A 15,559-nucleotide genomic window follows, 5' to 3' on the forward strand; every position below is an offset into this window, starting at 1 on the left:
GACAGGCGCGGAGCGTGAGCGCAGCGGCTGCGCTCACGCATAGTCCGAGCGATCGGCCACGATCGCTTACGGAAGCAGTTGCGAAAGTTCGGCCTCGCTGAAGCCGATATCGCTGTGTTCGCCGCGGTCGGCGATGATCTTCTTCGCGATCAACTCGTTGGCCGGCGCCAGCGTGGTGAAGTGGGTCGCGCGCGGGATCAGGAAATACTTCGCCTGCGGGCTTTGATTGAGTTTGCGCAACAGCAGCAGGTCTTCGGTGTTGGCGTCGTGGTCGCCTTCGAATACGAACACCGGGCTGCGGATCGACGCGGTCCAATGCACCGGCGAGCGCAGGCGGATCGCCGCTTCGTTGTCCAGCGCCACCGGCAGCATGCCTTCGCCGTAACCGGACACGTCCGCGACCGGGCCGAAGGCGAATGCGCCGCGGAAACGCGGGTCGGTTTCGGCGACCAACAGCACCAGGGTGCCGCCAGTGCTGTGCCCGCCCAGGTAGATGCGCTTGGGATCGACGAAATCGAGCTTGGCCAGATAATCGGCCGCGGCCAGGATGTCCTGCACCTCGCCGTAGAACGCTTCGCGCACGCCGGGATTGTCGTTGCCGCCGCGCAGCGAGGGATACATCGTCACCACGCCGGCCTGGCGGAACGCCATCGCGCTTTGATCGTTGTCGCGCGACTGCGGCGTCCACGAGTCGCCGATGGTGTTGGAGTCGCCGCCGCTGATCCAGATGATCGCCGGATGCTTGCCCGGCTGCGCGGGGCGCGGACTCAGATAGGCGGCCAGTTCGCCGGCCGCGGACGGATAGCGCACCAGATCGAGCGTGCCCTGCGGCGGCACCGGCACCTGCGTGCCGTCGCGTTGCTGGCGGATCAGTTGCGGATCGACCGAGGCGCGCGCCTGGCTGAGGGTTTTCGCTTCCGCGTCTGCGTTCGAAGCCGTGCCCGGCGGGTTCGCGTCGACGCCGGAGCGCGCGCAACCGCCGGCGATCAGCGCGAGCATCAGCAGCCATCCATAGTTCGTTTTCATCGTGTCCTTCCTGTGAGTCCCGTGGTGAATGCGGGTGTTGAGCCTGAATGGTTCGGCGCAATCATAGCCACAACCCGCGCATGCCTCGGAATCTGTTGCAGGAGAGGCTTCAGCCCCCAATGCTTTTCTTTCAGATGGCGGTGCCGGGTCGAAAAGCATCGGGGCTAAAGCTCCCTCCCACCACAGTTGTCTCCCACCGCAACGCCAAAAACGAAAACGGCGGCCGAAGCCGCCGTCGTCGTATGCAGCCTGCGCTGCCGGTGTTACTCGACGGTGATCTCGACCCGCCGCGCTTCCTTGGCGTCGCCGCCGCCGGTAGCGATCGCCGGCTTGTCGAGGACGATGCGGTCGGCCGCGATACCCTGCGATTCCAGCCACTGCTGCACCGCCTGCGCACGCTTCTTGGCCAGCTCCGCGTTGGTCGCGGCGGTGCCGGTTTCGTCGTGGAAGCCGGAGATGCGCGCCTTGGTGCTGGCGTCGTCCTTGAGCGCGGCGACCACGCCGGCCAGATCGGCTTCGGCATTGGCCGGAGGCTGCGACTTGCCGACCTCGAAGTAGAGCTTGGCGCTGCGCTGCGGCGAGGCGGCGTCGCTGCCGCTTGTGTTCGCATCATCGCTCGCGGCGGACGAAGCGGCCGCATCGGCGGCCGGAGCTTCGGCGGCGGGCTCGCCGCCTACGCCGGATCCGCCCGAACTGTCGGCCGGCGCGGTCAGCGCCGGCATCGGCTGCGGGACTCCGGCATCGGACGCGTTAAGACCGCCGACCGGCAACAGCGGCACCAGCAGCAGCGCGACGATGTTGATGATCTTGATCAGCGGATTGATCGCCGGGCCGGCGGTGTCCTTGTACGGGTCGCCGACGGTGTCGCCGGTGACCGCGGCCTTGTGCGCTTCCGAACCCTTGCCGCCGTGATGGCCGTCCTCGATGTACTTCTTGGCGTTGTCCCAGGCGCCGCCGCCGGTGGTCATCGAGATGGCGACGAAGATGCCGGTGACGATGGTGCCGATCAACAGGCCGCCGAGCGCTTTCGGTCCCAGCAGCAGGCCGATCACCACCGGCACCGCGACCGGCAGCAGCGAGGGCACGATCATTTCCTTGATCGCCGACTTGGTCAGCATGTCCACGGCTTTGTCGTACTGCGGCTTGCCGGTGCCTTCCATGATCCCGGGAATGTCGCGGAACTGACGCCGCACTTCCTCGACCACCGCGCCGGCCGCGCGGCCGACGGCTTCCATCGCCATCGCGCCGAACAGGTACGGAATCAGGCCGCCGATCAACAGGCCGATGATCACCATGTGGTCGGACAGATCGAAGTTGAACACCACGCCCGGATGCGCAGCCTGCAGGTTATGCGTGTAATCGGCGAACAACACCAGCGCGGCCAGTGCGGCCGAACCGATCGCATAGCCCTTGGTCACCGCCTTGGTGGTGTTGCCGACCGCGTCCAGCGGGTCGGTGATGGCGCGGATTTCCGGCGGAAGTTCGGCCATCTCGGCGATGCCGCCGGCGTTGTCGGTGATCGGGCCGTAGGCGTCCAGCGCCACGATCATGCCGGCCATCGACAGCATCGAGGTCGCGGCGATGGCGATGCCGTAAAGGCCAGCGAGGTAGTGCGAACTCCAGATCGCCACGCATACCGCGATCACCGGCAGCGCGGTCGATTTCATCGACACGCCCAGGCCGGCGATGATGTTGGTGCCGTGACCGGTGGTGGAGGCCTGCGCGACATGCTTGACCGGCGCGTACTGAGTGCCGGTGTAGTACTCGGTGATCCACACGATCACGCCGGTGAGGATCAGGCCGATCAGCGCGCAGCCGTAGACGTTCATCGCGCCGAAGCTGGAATCGCGCATCAGCTCGGTGGTGATCGGATAGAACGCGATCGCCGCCAGCACCGCCGAGACGATCACGCCCTTGTACAGCGCGCCCATGATCGAGCCGCCGGTCTTCACCTTGACGAAGAACGCGCCGATGATCGAAGCGATGATCGACACGCCGCCGAGCACCAGCGGATACAGCACGCCGTTGCCGCCGACTTCGCCGGCCATCAGCGAGCCCAGCAGCATGGTCGCGATCACCGTCACCGCGTAGGTTTCGAACAAGTCCGCGGCCATGCCGGCGCAGTCGCCGACGTTGTCGCCGACGTTGTCGGCGATCACCGCGGGGTTGCGCGGGTCATCCTCGGGAATGCCGGCTTCGACCTTGCCGACCAGGTCGGCGCCGACATCGGCGCCCTTGGTGAAGATGCCGCCGCCCAGTCGGGCGAAGATCGAGATCAGCGAGGAACCGAACGCCAGGCCGACCAGCGCGTGCAGGGCTTTCTCGCCGCTGACGCCCATCTTGGCCAGCACCAGCCAGTACCCGGCCACGCCCAGCAGGCCCAGGCCGACCACCAGCATGCCGGTGATGGCGCCGCCGCGGAACGCCACGTCCATCGCCGGGCCCATGCCCTTGCGCGCGGCTTCGGCGGTGCGCACGTTGGCGCGCACCGATACGTTCATGCCGATGTAGCCGGCCGCGCCCGACAGCACCGCGCCGATCAGGAAACCGATCGCGGTATGCCAGTTGAGGAAGATGCCGATCAGTACGAACAACACCGCGCCGGCGATGGCGATGGTGGTGTATTGACGATTGAGATAGGCGCGTGCGCCTTCCTGGATCGCGCCGGCGATCTCCTGCATGCGTGCGTTGCCGGCGGGTTGAGCGCTGATCCAGCGCGCGGACACGATGCCGTAAAGGATCGCGATGACGGCGCAGCCTAGCGCCAGAATCAAACCGTACTGCTCCAGCATGAACCCCTCCCCGAGTTAGAAAGTGGACATCACAGGACAACGGATCGAGTTGTAAGCCGCGAATTCGCTCGTTGGCCGATGCGCCGTGGAATCGCGTCCCGCGCGCTGCGCGTGCTGCATTGCAGCGACGCCGTGCTGCGAACACGGCGTGGGCCGACTATGGCATAGGCACTGGGCCGACGAAACCACGCGCCGTTGACGCGCCGGGGCCGCGGAGACATTCGAGGCGGGCTTGCGACCCGTGTCACGGAACCCATCGAGTTTGTTCCCGACTCGATCCCGGCGCGGGCTTGACCTGCGTCCATAGGCGGGAGTCATTCGAGGCTGAATGCGTGGCCGGGGCGAGGCCGCGCGCACGTTCGCGCGGCCGGCCGCGCGAACGTGCGCACCGCTGTTTGCCCGCGCATGACGGGCCGGTTTGACACTGCCGCGGCACGCGGCTTAGATCGCAGCGCGTGCCGCAAGGTCATGGAATCGCCACGACCGGCGCGGCGCGCGCCGCGGATCGCTGCATCCGCGGCCGAGAGCCGGGCGCCGAGTCGCGAATCGATCCGGGGCCCGCGCGCTTGAAGTGCAGGAAAGGATGTTCCGTCGAACTTCAAACGATTGGGGAGAAACGAATGAGCAAGAAGCTGATCGCAGGTTGCGTGTTTTTGTTCGGCATGGGCCTGGGCGTGACCGCCTTCGCCGGTAGCGCGAACATCACCGAGGAAATGGCCGCGTGCTTGGCCGAGTGCAAGCTCACCAACACACACGCGTACTGCTGGGCCTGCTGCGTGCAGAAGCAGTGCCCGGTGATCGACTGAGCCGAGCGTGCCGGCGGCCGTAACGCGGCCGCCGGCTTTCGCCGCGCCCGCCGGATATACCCCGGATGCGCGGCTGGCAACGATAAGGAGTCCTCATGCGCAGGAAATGGATCGTCGCTTGTCTCTTCGTTTTCGGCCTGGGCGTGGGCATGTCGGCCGTGGCCGTGCCCCAGGCCGGCACCGGCTGCATCGCCAGTTGCCGGGCTACCGGAGCATCGCTGGCGTATTGCCAGCAGTGTTGCGCCATCGGCGTGTGCCCGGTCTGACCGGTCGCCCATCGTGGTATCGCGCGTGTCGGCGGCGCGATCGTCGCCGATGCGCAACACGGCGCGCCGCCGCGCGAACGCCCGCGCGGCCGGGGTGAAGTGACGGTTCAGCCGCTGCGTGCGAGGCTGCGTCGGCCTTGCGAACCGGAGCCGACGATGCGTTACGTCCCCGTCCTAGTCAGTGTCAGCCTGTTCAGCGCCCTGGCGTTGAACGCCGCCCCGGTGTCCGCCGCCGATCCGGCGCCCGAGATCAAGCGCGATGCCGCCGTGCCGGCCCAGCCGGTCGGCGAGGTGCGCACGCTGCGGCAGATTCCCGAAGCCTGCGCGCGCCTTGAGGGCGCGTTCACCGGCCAGGCCGCGCAGCCGTACAAATTCGCGGTCGTGCGCACCAGCCCGAATTGCCAGCCGCGCGCGCGTTTCGTCGATGCGGCCAAGGCCCAGCCCTCGGTGGCCGGCGGCTGGTTGTTCAACGATCTGATCCGGGTTTCCAACGCGGCCTGCACGCAGCAACAGGCGGTGGTGCGGATCTGGCGCAAGCCGGCCGCGATCGCGCCGCCGACGCTGGACGCGCAGGGCAAGTCGCGTCTGTACCTGCAGGAAGAAAAAGAAAAGGCCGCGGCCAGCAAACTGGCGGCGGTGCCGATGTTCGCCGCGTCGATGACGGTGGAAGGCAAGGCCTGCGGCGGCTGAGCGCGGCGGTTTCCAACTTCGATAAAGCAAGAGGGCCGCTTTCGCGGCCCTCTGCGTTTCCAGCGCGAGCGTCGGCTTACTTGACGCCGACGCAATCCTTGAGTTCGACCACGAAGTCGGTGTCGTTGTACTCATCGAAGGTGCCGGTGAGCTGGATCCGGTCGTTGGCGCGCAAGGTCAGCGCATAGGCCTTCTGGTTGGGCTGCAGCAGGCAGCGCACGCGCGTGGCGAACAGCTCGCGATCGCTGCCGGCCATGCCCGGGATCAGCGAGGTGGTAGCCTGGAAGGTGACGTAGTAGCGGCCGTTCTTGCCGTCGCTGACGCCGGCGTTGGAGCCCTTCACCGTGTACACGCGGCCCTTGTAGCGGTCGGCGACCACGGCGGCGTTTTCCTTCGCCTGCGCTTCGATTTCACGCGCCAGGCGCGGCGCGTCGATCACGGTCGGCAGCGGCTTGGGCGCGGCGGCGCGCGAGGGCGCGGTCTTGCCCGGCTTGAGCGAGCCGATCATCTCGCAGATGCCTTTCTTGATTTCTTCCGTATGGCCGACCGATGCCTTGCGCAGCTTCAGCGACGCGGTCACGGTGCCGCTGTTGTCGGCGGTGACCTGCAGCGGCAGCGGACGGCTCATCGCGGTGGACGGCTCTTCCAGCACCAGGGTGCCGGCGTTCAGGTCTTCGTCGAGCACGACCATGTTGCGCGCGATGCCGGCGTTGCGGACCTGGCCGATGGCGCTGGCCGCCGACAGACCGCTGACCTGGACCGAGGTGAAGTACTCGGTGCCGGTGATCATGTTGCCCTTCTTGACGAAATTGGTTTCGCACTGGCCGGCGACGGCCGAGAGGGAAGGGATCAGCAGCACCAACGGAACCAGAAACTTGCCTTTCATGAAGGACTCCCTGTAATGATGAATCGTTGCGTCCCTGCGCTCTGATCCCGCACGAACGCCGACGGCGGCAGATTGCCGCAATCGGGTGGGCGATTCAACGTTTTTCGGTGGCTATCCCGCCCCGGGGGGCGGGATTAGGCGACGCGGCGCACAGATGCGGTGACCGCCGGCCACGCGCCGCGGCGGGCCTTCCGGGCTGTACCGTCCGGCCCGCCGGGCTTCAGTCGGACGCCGTTTCGCCGCCGGCGCAATCCGGGTCCAGATCGTAGCGGCGCTGCATTTCCTCCGGCGCCAAGGCCTCGATGCTGTGGCCGATGTTCCAGCGATGGCCGAACGGATCGATCACCGTGCCCGAGCGCTCGCCGTAGAAATGATCGCGCGGCGCCATGGTCAGCCGCGCGCCGGCGGCGACCGCGCGGGCGACGGTGTCGTCGGCGTCGTCCACGTGCAGATGCAGGGTATGGCTGTGGCCGTGCTGGGGCTGCGGCCGGCGGATGTCCACTTCGGGGAATTCCTCGCACAGCATCAAGGTGGTGCCGCCCAGGTCGAGTTCGACATGGCCGATGCGCCCGCCCGGTTCGACCAGGCGGAACTTCTCGCTGGCCTCGAACACTTTGCAGTAGAACTCGACCGCGGCCTGGGCGTCGGCCACGCACAGGTAGGAGAACAGTTCGTGGACGGCCATGAGGGGGCTCCGTGTGGAAAGTGAGCGCGAGTGTGCGGTGCCGCCGGCGCTGCGGATTGGACGAAATTTACCGAGTTCGTGGGAGGGGCTTTTGTGGGAGGGGCTTTCAGCCCCGATGCTTTCCGCTCAAATCGCCGCGCGCGGTTCCCAGCGGCAAGTGATGCGCCGAGGCCGCCCCCGCCGCCAGATACTCGCGCGGACTCACCCCGGCGAAGCGGCGGAACTCTCGGATCAGATGCGACTGATCGAAATACCCCGTATCCACCGCCAACTGCGCCCACTGCGGCCGCGGCGTCGCCGCCAGCGCGGCGAGCAGACGCTTGAAACGCAGCACCCGCGCATAGCGCTTCGGCGCCAGACCGGCGAGATCGCGGAAGCCGGCGATGAAGTGGCGGTGGCTGCGTCCGCTGGCCCGGGCCAGCGCGGCGATGCGCAGGTCGTCGTCGTCATCCTCATCGGCGACGATCGTTTCCAACCGCGCCGCTGCCTGCAAGGCCGGCGCGCTGCGCTGCAGGCTGCTCACCGCCTGCGCGATCTGCGGATCGAGCCCACGCACCGGCCGCAGCTGCGCATGCAGGAAACGTTCGAACAAGGCACGGCGGCGGCGCGGATCGGCGCAGGCGGACAGGCGTTCGTACAAGTCGTCGGCGCGCGCGCCGCACAACTCACGCAGATCGACGTGGCGGCTTTCCAACTCGGCCGCCGACACCCCGAACAGCGCCAGCGCCGCGCCCGGACGCAACACCGCGCCAACCGAAGCGGCCGGCAACGACGTGTCCTTGATGCAGTACGAAGCTCGGACACCCGCCACCACCGCCGCCGAATAACCGCGCCCGACCCGATCGTCCGCATCCGCATACAACCGCAACGGCGGCCCGTCGAGCCGGATCGCCAGATGCATCGACCCGCTCGGCAGCGAATGCTCGCGCGCATGCGCCGGCGCCGCGTCGGCGCGCGCGCTGACCCAGACCTGTTCGATCCAGGGCCGCAGGGGCGGCAGCAGCGGCGCGCGGCTGGACACGGTCGCCGCTCAGCCCTCGAACGGCGGCAGCTTGGGCTTCACCGCGGTGTTCTTCAGCGCCACGTACTGCGGCAGGCCGTCGCGCCCGTACGGCGGCGGCGCTTCGCCGCGGATCAGCGGCTCCAGGTATTTGCGCGCGCTGGCGGTGATGCCGTAGCCGTCCTTGCGCAGGAACCCGGCCGGCATCTTCTTCTCGTGATTGGCTACCTTGTTCAGCGGCGCGGCTTCGATCTTCCAGCGGTACGGCGCATCGGAAGTGCGCACGATCACCGGCATCACCGAGTTCATGCCCTTCAGGGCGAACTCGACCGCGGCCTTGCCGACCGCGCGCGCCTGCTCGACGTCGGTCTTCGACGCCACGTGCCGCGCCGAGCGCTGCAGATAGTCGGGCAGGGCCCAATGCACCTTGTAGCCCAGCGCGTCCTTGACCCGCCCGGCCAGATGCGAAGCGACGCCGCCGAGCTGGGTGTGGCCGAAGGAATCCTTGCCGCCGCCGGCATCGGCGACGAAGCGGCCGTCGGCGGTCTGGATGCCTTCGCTGGCCACGACCACGCAATAGCCCACGCGCTCGACCGTGGCCTTCACCTTGGCGAAGAAATCCGCTTCCTGGAACGGCCGCTCCGGGAACAGGATCAGGTGCGGCGCGGCGTCCGGGCCGTCGCCGGCGAGGCCCGCGGCCGCGGCCAGCCAACCGGCGTGGCGGCCCATGGCCTCATAGACGAAGACCTTGGTCGAGGTCTCGGCCATCGCCGCCACGTCCAGCGCGGCCTCGCGTACCGACACCGCGGTGTACTTGGCCGCCGAGCCGAAGCCCGGGCAGCAGTCGGTCACGGCCAGATCGTTGTCCACGGTCTTGGGCACGCCGATGCAGGTCAGCGGGTAATCGAATTCGGCCGCCAGCTGGGAGACCTTGAGGGCGGTGTCGGCCGAATCGTTGCCGCCGTTGTAGAGGAACCAGCGCACGTCGTGGGCCTTGAGCACGGCCAGCAGGCGCTCGTAGCGGGCGCGGTCGGCGTCCAGCGACTTGAGCTTGACCCGGCACGAGCCGAACGCGCCGCCGGGGGTGTGGCCCAGGGCGCGGATCGCCGCGGCGGTTTCCTTCGAGGTGTCGATCAGCTCCTCGCGCAGCGCGCCGAGGATGCCGTTGCGGGCGGCCAATACCTTGACCCCGCGGGCGCGGGCGGTCTCGATCACCGCGGCGGCGGTGGCATTGATGACGGCGGTCACACCGCCGGATTGCGCGTAAAGCAGGTTTCCGGCGATCTTGCCCGAAGACGGGCGGGGCGACTTTCTGGCGGGGGTTCCGGTCGGCATGGGGATTCCAGGATTGGCGCCGGTTTGCGGTAAGCTGACCGCAACATTTTGCCCGGCGGGTGGTTGGCAGCTTCGAGTGTAGCGCCGCCCCGCGGACTGGCCAGCTTCAAGCGCGGCCGGCGGGCCGGGTCCGTCGCCAGGGCGCACGGACGCCATGGTTTCATGTGTCTTAGGAGCGATGTTGATGCGATTGGTACTACTGGGCGCGCCCGGTTCCGGCAAGGGTACGCAAGCCACGCGGCTCAAGGAGCATCTGCAGGTGCCGCATATTTCCACCGGCGACCTGTTGCGCGGCGAAGTCGCCGCTGGCACCAAGCTGGGCCTGGAAGCCAAGGCGGTGATGGATGCCGGCAACCTGGTCAGCGACGAAATCCTGCTGGGCATGCTCGAGGACCGCTTCTCGCGTCCCGACACCGCCGGCGGTTTCATCCTCGACGGCTACCCGCGCAATCTGGCCCAGGCCGATGCGATGGATGCGCTGCTGAAGAAGATCGGCCAGCCGATGGACTTCGCCGTGCAGCTGGAAGTGCCGATCGAGCTGCTGGTCGAGCGCATCGCCGGCCGCGCCGCCGAGCAAGGCCGCAAGGACGACAGTCCGGACGCGGTCCGCACCCGCCTGAAGGTCTACGACGAAGTCACCGCGCCGGTCATCGAGTATTACCGCCAGCATGGGCGCCTGACCGTGGTCGATGGCGTGGGCTCGCTGGATGAGGTGTTCACGCGGATCGTCGAGGCGTTGTCGCCGGCGCCGGTTGTCGGCTGATTCGCTTTTGCTCCCTCTCCCGTTCACGGGAGAGGGCTGGGGTGAGGGCAAGCGCAGCCCCACGCCATATTGAAAGCCAGGTGGTTCGAGTTGGTGCCAGGCAGGTTGCGCCGCTCGCCGACCTTCGCGCCCCCTCACCCCATCCCTCTCCCGCCAGCGGGAGAGGGGGAGTTGGTGCCAGCGGGAGCCGCTACGTTGAACATTCGCAGTCTCTTTCGGAATTTCGGATCTTGAAGCTCCATATCTTGGGCATCGCCGGCACGTTCATGGGCGGTGTCGCCGCGCTCGCGCGCGAACTCGGGCATGAAGTCGAAGGCAGCGACCAGGCGGTGTATCCGCCGATGTCCACCCAGCTCGAACAACTCGGCATCGCGCTGCAGCAGGGCTACAGACCCGAGCACATTTCCGCCGATTGCGACGAAATCGTGGTCGGCAATGCGCTCTCGCGCGGCAATCCCGCGGTCGAGCAAGTCCTCGACGACGGCCGCAAATACACCTCCGGCGCGCAGTGGCTGTCCGAGCAGGTGCTGCCGGGCCGCGACACGCTCGCCGTCGCCGGAACCCACGGCAAGACCACGACCACCACCATCCTCACCTGGCTGCTGGAAGCCGCCGGCCGCAAGCCGGGCTTCCTGATCGGCGGGGTGGCGGAGGACTTCGGCGTGTCCGCGCGCATCGGCGCGGGCCGCGAGTTCGTGGTCGAGGCCGACGAATACGACACCGCGTTCTTCGACAAGCGCAGCAAGTTCGTCCACTACCGGCCGCTGGTGGCGATCCTCAACAATCTGGAATACGACCACGCGGATATTTTTCCCGACGTGGCCGCGATCCAGCGCCAGTTCCATCACCTGGTGCGCACCGTGCCGCGTCGCGGACGCCTGATCGTCAACGGTGAGGACGAGCGCCTGAGCGAAGTGCTGGCGATGGGCTGCTGGACGCCGGTCGAGCGCTTCGGCCTGGAAGGCAAGGCCGGTTACGACTGGACCGCGCGCATGATCCACGAAGACGGCAGCGCCTTTGTCGTCGTCCATCGCGGCCGCGAGATCGGCGAAGTGCGCTGGCCGCTGCTCGGCCGCCACAACGTGATGAACGCGCTGGCCGCGCTCGCGGCGGCGAACGCGGTCGGTGTCGAGGTGGCGACGGTGCTGCCGGCGCTGGCGGAATTCCGCAGCGTCAAGCGCCGGCTGGAAGTGATCGGCGAAACCGGCGGCGTCACCGTGTACGACGATTTCGCCCATCACCCGACCGCGATCGCGACTACGCTCGCCGGCCTGCGCGCGCGCGTGGGTTCGGCGCGGATCGTGGTGGCGATGGAGCCGCGCAGCAATTCGATGCGGCTGGGCGCGCATTGCGAAGCGCTGGCGCCGTCGTTGAACGATGCCGACGCGGTGGTGTTTCTGCATCGCCCCGAACTGGCCTGGGACGCGGGCAAGGTCGTGGGCGGATTGCGCGGCGAAGGCGTCACCGTGCCTGACGCCGATGCGCTGATCGCGGCCTTGCGCGAACGCGTGCGCGCGGGCGACCACGTCGTGTTCATGTCCAACGGCGGCTTCGACGGCGCGCCGCGCCGGTTCTTCGCCGCCTTGCGCGAATCGCAAGCTAGCTGACGATCGTTACGCGGCGGGCCAAGCGCCCGCCGGCATCGGCGAGGGCATCGCCCGACTCGCTCTGCGATGCCGGTCGCAGGCTTCGCCGCCGCATCGCATTCTCGCCACCGCAACCGGCTGGGTGAGCGCGCGCGCCGCGGTTACACTGCGGCCATGTCCGCCGACACCGCCGCCGCCGAGACGCTGGGACTGTTCCCCTTGCACACCGTGCTGCTGCCGGGCGGCTCGCTGGGTTTGCGCGTATTCGAACGCCGCTATCTGGATCTGGTGCGCGAATGCGGCCGCCAGGGCCGCGGCTTCGGCGTGTGTTTGATCATCGACGGCAGCGAAGTCGGCAACCCGGCATCGGCCGCGGCCTACGGCACCGAAGCCTTGATTGAAGACTTCGGCACCGGCGACGACGGCCTGCTGACCTTGCGCGTGCGCGGCGCGCGCCGCTTCCACGCCAGCCGCGTGCGCGTGCGCGATAACGGCCTGCAGGTCGCCGAAGTGCAATGGTGCGCCGGCGACGGCGAGGAAGTCGTACGGCCGCAGCATTCGCTGCTGGTGACCTTGCTCGAAAGTCTGCTGGAACAGGCCGGCGGCGAACACGCCAAGGCCCCGCATTCGCGCATGGACGACGCGGCCTGGGTCGGCTGGCGCCTGGCCGAGCTATTGCCGCTGTCGTTGCCGCAGCGGCAAGTGCTGTTGCAGATAGACGATCCGCACCTGCGCCTGGATCAGTTGCTGTCGCTGTTGCCCTGAGGTTGGGGCGAGGCGGGCGCGTCGCCCGGCGGCCGATACTGCGAACGCACTCGCAACACCTTCACGCCGTTCTTCGGATGCGCCTGCTGGATCATGGTGAAACCGGTCAGCGCATGACGCACCTGCGCGTGCGCGTTGCCGTCGTCGGACTGCGGCAGCCACAGCGCCGCCGCGCCGAAGGGCTGGTTGAGGCGCAGGGTCTGGGTGGTGCCGATCCACAGCGGCGTGCCGTCGGACAACACCGACGGCGCCGGCCACAGGCGCAGCGCGTATTGCACGTCGGGCGTCGGGCCGTCGCGCAGCATCAGCAGCGATTCGGCCTGCGCATCCAGCGTCGCCGGCAGCACGACTTGCTCGCGTGGCGGCGTGTCGTCGTCGAGCAGGGCGATGGTCGCCAGCCAGTCGGCCTGTTCCTGCACGCGCCAGCCGGCCGCTTCCAGACTGACGCGCAACGGCGGCAGCGGGCCGGCGATCTGGATGTCCAGCGGCCAGCGCCGGCGCGCATCGCGTTCGTTGCGCTGCGCCGGCAGTTGCGTCCAGTCGCGTTGCCACCATTGCGCGGCGTCCAGCACCGTGGTCGGCGTGGCCGAAGCGAACTTGGCCAGCAGCGCATCGGCCGAACGCGGCGCATGCCACAGGGCCGCGATCACGAACACGCTGTAGAACAACCACGCCAGCGGGCGCATCCAGAACGAACGCGCCACGTGGCGGCGATAGGCGATGCCCAGCAGCAACAGCCAGACGATGCCGAACAAGGTGCCGCCGACCAGATCGCTGGGCCAGTGCGCGCCCAAATACAGCCGCGCGAATCCGACCAGGGTAGTGACCACGCCCGCCAGCAAGTACGGCCACACCCGTTGCCGCCCCGGCAATTCGCGCGCGATCAGCACGGCGAAGAAGCCGAACACGATCGTGGTCATGGTGACCGCGACCGAAGGAAAGCCGAATCCGGCCGGCGCGGTCGGCGGACGCGGCATGTCGATGGCCGCTTCCAGCACCGAGGTCAGCACCAGCCCGAACACGATCGCGCCGACCCAATGCGCCGCGGCCATCCAGCGCCGCCGCCAGGCCAGATAGGCCAGCACCGCGATCGACGCCGGTGCCAGCACCTGCAGATCGCCCAGGCCAGCGAGCGCGGCCATCATCCGGTCGGCGAGCGGATTGCGCAAAGTCCACATGAACTCGTGGACGGTGTGATCGATCTGCAGCGGCCCGCCGCTGGCCAGCAAGGTGGCGAGCAGGGTGAACCAGATCCAGCTGATCGCCAGCAGACATACCGCCAGCATCACCAGCGACGCCGATTCGGGCCGGTTCGGATCGATCAGCGCGGCGGCGTAACGGCCCAGGCGCGGGTGCGCGCGGGTCCAGCGCAGCGCGCGCGCGAGCAGGTTGTCGGCGTGATTGGCGAACCAGCGCCAGGTGTAGAGCACGGTGGCCCACACCAGCGCCACCGCCACCACCAGGCCGCCGAGCACCACCGCGAGCCGGTCGGCGACCGCCGCGACCGCGTCGTAGGACGCGCCCAGCACCCAACCCGGGGCGAGGAACAGCGCCGACCAGCCGACGCAGGCGATCAGGCTGGGCAGGGCGTAGCGGCGCATCGGCATGCGCAGCATGCCGGCGATGGCCGGCACGAACGGACGGATCGCGCCGACGAAGCGGGCGATCAGAATGGCCTTGCTGCCGTTGCGGCGGAACAGATTCTCGCCGCGGTCGAGCCATTGCGGATATTTCGCGAACGGCCAGCGCTCGCGCAATTGCGGGCCCCAGCGGTGGCCGATGTAGTAACTCAGCCCGTCGCCGGCGAAGGCGCCCAGGGTCGAGCAGATCAGCGCGTACGGGCCGTTGATGTGGCCCAGGCCCACCAGCGTGCCGACCGCGAACAGCAACGGCAGCGCCGGCACCACGATGCCGAGGATGATGAGCGCATCGCAGAACGCGATCAGGAAGATCACGATGCCGGCCGCGATCGGATTGGCCGCGATCCATGCGGTCGCGCTTTCTAGCCAGGCTGAGTCCATCGGACGATTATAGGCAGGCCATTCTGTGGCGCGGGTGACTGGTGGGCGTGACTGAGGGCACGGGACAGGGACGGGGCGGAAGGGGAACGAGGGCGGTGGACGGGGGCCGTTCTCCATGAATCGAGTCGCGGCAAGGCTGCGAGTTCCGTAATCCCCACACTCTGCGTCCAATGCCCCCGACCGGGCCCGAAGTACACTTCCCCGATGTCCGACGTCAGTGAAATCGAAGTGGCCGCGCTGAAGGCCGACAGTTTCGGCCGCATCGCCCTGATGCGCGATGCCGGCGGCCTGTTCGTGCGCCGCGATCTGGCCCACGTGCCGCTGTGGCTGCGTCTGCCGGCCTGGTGGCTGGCGCGGCGCGAGGCCCGCGCGCTGCAGCAAGTGCACGGATTGGAGGCGACGCCGCAGTTGTTGCGCTGGAACGGGCGCCGGCTCGATCGCAGCTATATGGAAGGCGCGGCCATGTACCAGCGCCCGCCACATGGCGATCTGGCCTATTTCCGGCTGGCCCGGCGCCTGTTGCAGCGCCTGCACCGGCGCGGCCTGGCGCATAACGATCTGGCCAAGGAAGCCAACTGGCTGGTGTTGGCCGACGGCACTCCGGCGATCATCGATTTCCAACTCGCCGTGCGCGGCGACCCGCGCTCGCGCTGGATGCGGCTGCTTGCGCGCGAGGACCTGCGCCATCTGCTCAAGCACAAGCGCACCTATTGCGCGAACGCGCTGACGCCGGTGGAGCGGCGCGTGCTCAAGCGTCACTCGTGGGTGCGCGAGGCCTGGTTCGCGACCGGCAAGCCGGTGTATCGCTTCGTGACCCGGCGCATCCTGCATTGGGAAGACAACGAGGGGCAGGGGCCTAAGCCTTGAGGGCGGGGATTGGGGATTTGTGATTAGGGATTCGGGATAGGATGGGTCGTACGCTTCGGCTTTTGCGAATC

At 68.2% G+C, this 15,559-nt stretch carries 14 protein-coding genes and 1 pseudogene; 7 read left to right on the plus strand and 8 right to left on the minus strand.

Features of this window, described 5'->3' with window-relative positions; genetic code table 11:
• Nucleotides 1–66: 66 nt before the first annotated feature.
• The 3 genes and pseudogenes from LG3211_RS04050 to LG3211_RS04055 form a co-directional block, all read right to left on the minus strand.
• Entirely contained in the window at nucleotides 67–1,026 is a 960-nt protein-coding gene (locus tag LG3211_RS04050; RefSeq protein WP_222837571.1) for an alpha/beta hydrolase family protein, read from the minus strand.
• Nucleotides 1,027–1,289: 263 nt separating this feature from the next.
• On the minus strand, nucleotides 1,290–1,748 hold the full coding sequence (locus LG3211_RS26975; RefSeq protein WP_235115165.1) for an OmpA family protein: 459 nt from the start codon (nucleotides 1,746–1,748) through the stop codon (nucleotides 1,290–1,292).
• 45 nt (nucleotides 1,749–1,793) lie between these two features.
• A pseudogene (locus LG3211_RS04055) lies at nucleotides 1,794–3,818 on the minus strand (sodium-translocating pyrophosphatase); the annotation flags it as partial.
• A 620-nt stretch (nucleotides 3,819–4,438) separates the two neighbouring features.
• On the opposite strand from LG3211_RS04055, the gene LG3211_RS04060 reads away from it, so the two are divergent.
• The 3 genes from LG3211_RS04060 (at nucleotide 4,439) to LG3211_RS04065 (ending at nucleotide 5,580) form a co-directional block, all read left to right on the plus strand.
• Nucleotides 4,439–4,624, plus strand: coding sequence for a hypothetical protein (locus LG3211_RS04060; protein WP_057941707.1), 186 nt, complete (start codon nucleotides 4,439–4,441; stop codon nucleotides 4,622–4,624).
• Between the two features lie 95 nt (nucleotides 4,625–4,719).
• Entirely contained in the window at nucleotides 4,720–4,890 is a 171-nt protein-coding gene (locus LG3211_RS26260; protein ID WP_187313131.1) for a hypothetical protein, read from the plus strand.
• Between the two features lie 156 nt (nucleotides 4,891–5,046).
• Nucleotides 5,047–5,580 (plus strand): hypothetical protein, encoded by a 534-nt coding sequence (locus LG3211_RS04065; RefSeq protein WP_237049829.1) that lies wholly within the window; start codon nucleotides 5,047–5,049, stop codon nucleotides 5,578–5,580.
• A gap of 76 nt (nucleotides 5,581–5,656) precedes the next feature.
• Here LG3211_RS04065 and LG3211_RS04070 read toward each other — a convergent pair whose 3' ends face one another.
• The 4 genes from LG3211_RS04070 to LG3211_RS04085 form a co-directional block, all read right to left on the minus strand.
• The gene (locus tag LG3211_RS04070; RefSeq protein WP_057941708.1) at nucleotides 5,657–6,466 is read right to left on the minus strand and encodes a hypothetical protein; all 810 of its coding nucleotides are present in this window, start codon (nucleotides 6,464–6,466) and stop codon (nucleotides 5,657–5,659) included.
• 220 nt (nucleotides 6,467–6,686) lie between these two features.
• Entirely contained in the window at nucleotides 6,687–7,151 is a 465-nt protein-coding gene (locus tag LG3211_RS04075) for a VOC family protein (RefSeq protein WP_057941709.1), read from the minus strand.
• Between the two features lie 106 nt (nucleotides 7,152–7,257).
• A complete protein-coding gene (locus LG3211_RS04080; RefSeq protein WP_057941710.1) occupies nucleotides 7,258–8,172 on the minus strand; it encodes a helix-turn-helix domain-containing protein in 915 nt (304 codons plus the stop codon).
• 9 nt (nucleotides 8,173–8,181) lie between these two features.
• Nucleotides 8,182–9,486 (minus strand): 6-phosphofructokinase, encoded by a 1,305-nt coding sequence (locus LG3211_RS04085; protein WP_057941711.1) that lies wholly within the window; start codon nucleotides 9,484–9,486, stop codon nucleotides 8,182–8,184.
• Between the two features lie 184 nt (nucleotides 9,487–9,670).
• Between LG3211_RS04085 and LG3211_RS04090 the strand changes: the two genes are divergently transcribed.
• The 3 genes from LG3211_RS04090 (at nucleotide 9,671) to LG3211_RS04100 (ending at nucleotide 12,600) form a co-directional block, all read left to right on the plus strand.
• Nucleotides 9,671–10,249, plus strand: a complete 579-nt coding sequence (locus tag LG3211_RS04090; RefSeq protein WP_057945261.1) for an adenylate kinase — start codon at nucleotides 9,671–9,673, stop codon at nucleotides 10,247–10,249.
• A 266-nt stretch (nucleotides 10,250–10,515) separates the two neighbouring features.
• Nucleotides 10,516–11,856 (plus strand): UDP-N-acetylmuramate:L-alanyl-gamma-D-glutamyl-meso-diaminopimelate ligase, encoded by a 1,341-nt coding sequence (mpl, locus tag LG3211_RS04095; protein WP_237049880.1) that lies wholly within the window; start codon nucleotides 10,516–10,518, stop codon nucleotides 11,854–11,856.
• Nucleotides 11,857–12,009: 153 nt separating this feature from the next.
• Nucleotides 12,010–12,600 carry an LON peptidase substrate-binding domain-containing protein gene (locus LG3211_RS04100; RefSeq protein ID WP_057945263.1) on the plus strand — a complete coding sequence of 197 codons (591 nt, stop codon included), beginning with the start codon at nucleotides 12,010–12,012 and terminating at the stop codon, nucleotides 12,598–12,600.
• On the opposite strand, the gene LG3211_RS04105 is transcribed toward LG3211_RS04100, so the two are convergent.
• Complete coding sequence (locus tag LG3211_RS04105) at nucleotides 12,576–14,621, minus strand: bifunctional DedA family/phosphatase PAP2 family protein (RefSeq protein WP_057941712.1); 2,046 nt, start codon at nucleotides 14,619–14,621, stop codon at nucleotides 12,576–12,578. The two genes, LG3211_RS04100 and LG3211_RS04105, sit on opposite strands and share 25 nt — an antisense overlap.
• 204 nt (nucleotides 14,622–14,825) lie before the next feature.
• On the opposite strand from LG3211_RS04105, the gene LG3211_RS04110 reads away from it, so the two are divergent.
• Nucleotides 14,826–15,488 (plus strand): protein kinase family protein, encoded by a 663-nt coding sequence (locus tag LG3211_RS04110; protein WP_057941713.1) that lies wholly within the window; start codon nucleotides 14,826–14,828, stop codon nucleotides 15,486–15,488.
• The last annotated feature ends 71 nt before the right edge of the window (nucleotides 15,489–15,559 follow it).

The organism is Lysobacter gummosus (assembly GCF_001442805.1).
Classification (GTDB): Bacteria; Pseudomonadota; Gammaproteobacteria; order Xanthomonadales; family Xanthomonadaceae; genus Lysobacter; species Lysobacter gummosus.

What these genes read in the sequence shown, in the direction of transcription:
- LG3211_RS04050 (WP_222837571.1), bottom strand. Translation starts at nt 1,026, where the DNA reads ATGAAAACGAACTATGGATGGCTGCTGATGCTCGCGCTGATCGCCGGC.
- LG3211_RS26975 (WP_235115165.1), bottom strand. Translation starts at nt 1,748, where the DNA reads ATGCCGGCGCTGACCGCGCCGGCCGACAGTTCGGGCGGATCCGGCGTA.
- LG3211_RS04060 (WP_057941707.1), top strand. Translation starts at nt 4,439, where the DNA reads ATGAGCAAGAAGCTGATCGCAGGTTGCGTGTTTTTGTTCGGCATGGGC.
- LG3211_RS26260 (WP_187313131.1), top strand. Translation starts at nt 4,720, where the DNA reads ATGCGCAGGAAATGGATCGTCGCTTGTCTCTTCGTTTTCGGCCTGGGC.
- LG3211_RS04065 (WP_237049829.1), top strand. Translation starts at nt 5,047, where the DNA reads ATGCGTTACGTCCCCGTCCTAGTCAGTGTCAGCCTGTTCAGCGCCCTG.
- LG3211_RS04070 (WP_057941708.1), bottom strand. Translation starts at nt 6,466, where the DNA reads ATGAAAGGCAAGTTTCTGGTTCCGTTGGTGCTGCTGATCCCTTCCCTC.
- LG3211_RS04075 (WP_057941709.1), bottom strand. Translation starts at nt 7,151, where the DNA reads ATGGCCGTCCACGAACTGTTCTCCTACCTGTGCGTGGCCGACGCCCAG.
- LG3211_RS04085 (WP_057941711.1), bottom strand. Translation starts at nt 9,486, where the DNA reads ATGCCGACCGGAACCCCCGCCAGAAAGTCGCCCCGCCCGTCTTCGGGC.
- LG3211_RS04090 (WP_057945261.1), top strand. Translation starts at nt 9,671, where the DNA reads ATGCGATTGGTACTACTGGGCGCGCCCGGTTCCGGCAAGGGTACGCAA.
- mpl (WP_237049880.1), top strand. Translation starts at nt 10,516, where the DNA reads ATGGGCGGTGTCGCCGCGCTCGCGCGCGAACTCGGGCATGAAGTCGAA.
- LG3211_RS04100 (WP_057945263.1), top strand. Translation starts at nt 12,010, where the DNA reads ATGTCCGCCGACACCGCCGCCGCCGAGACGCTGGGACTGTTCCCCTTG.
- LG3211_RS04105 (WP_057941712.1), bottom strand. Translation starts at nt 14,621, where the DNA reads ATGGACTCAGCCTGGCTAGAAAGCGCGACCGCATGGATCGCGGCCAAT.
- LG3211_RS04110 (WP_057941713.1), top strand. Translation starts at nt 14,826, where the DNA reads ATGTCCGACGTCAGTGAAATCGAAGTGGCCGCGCTGAAGGCCGACAGT.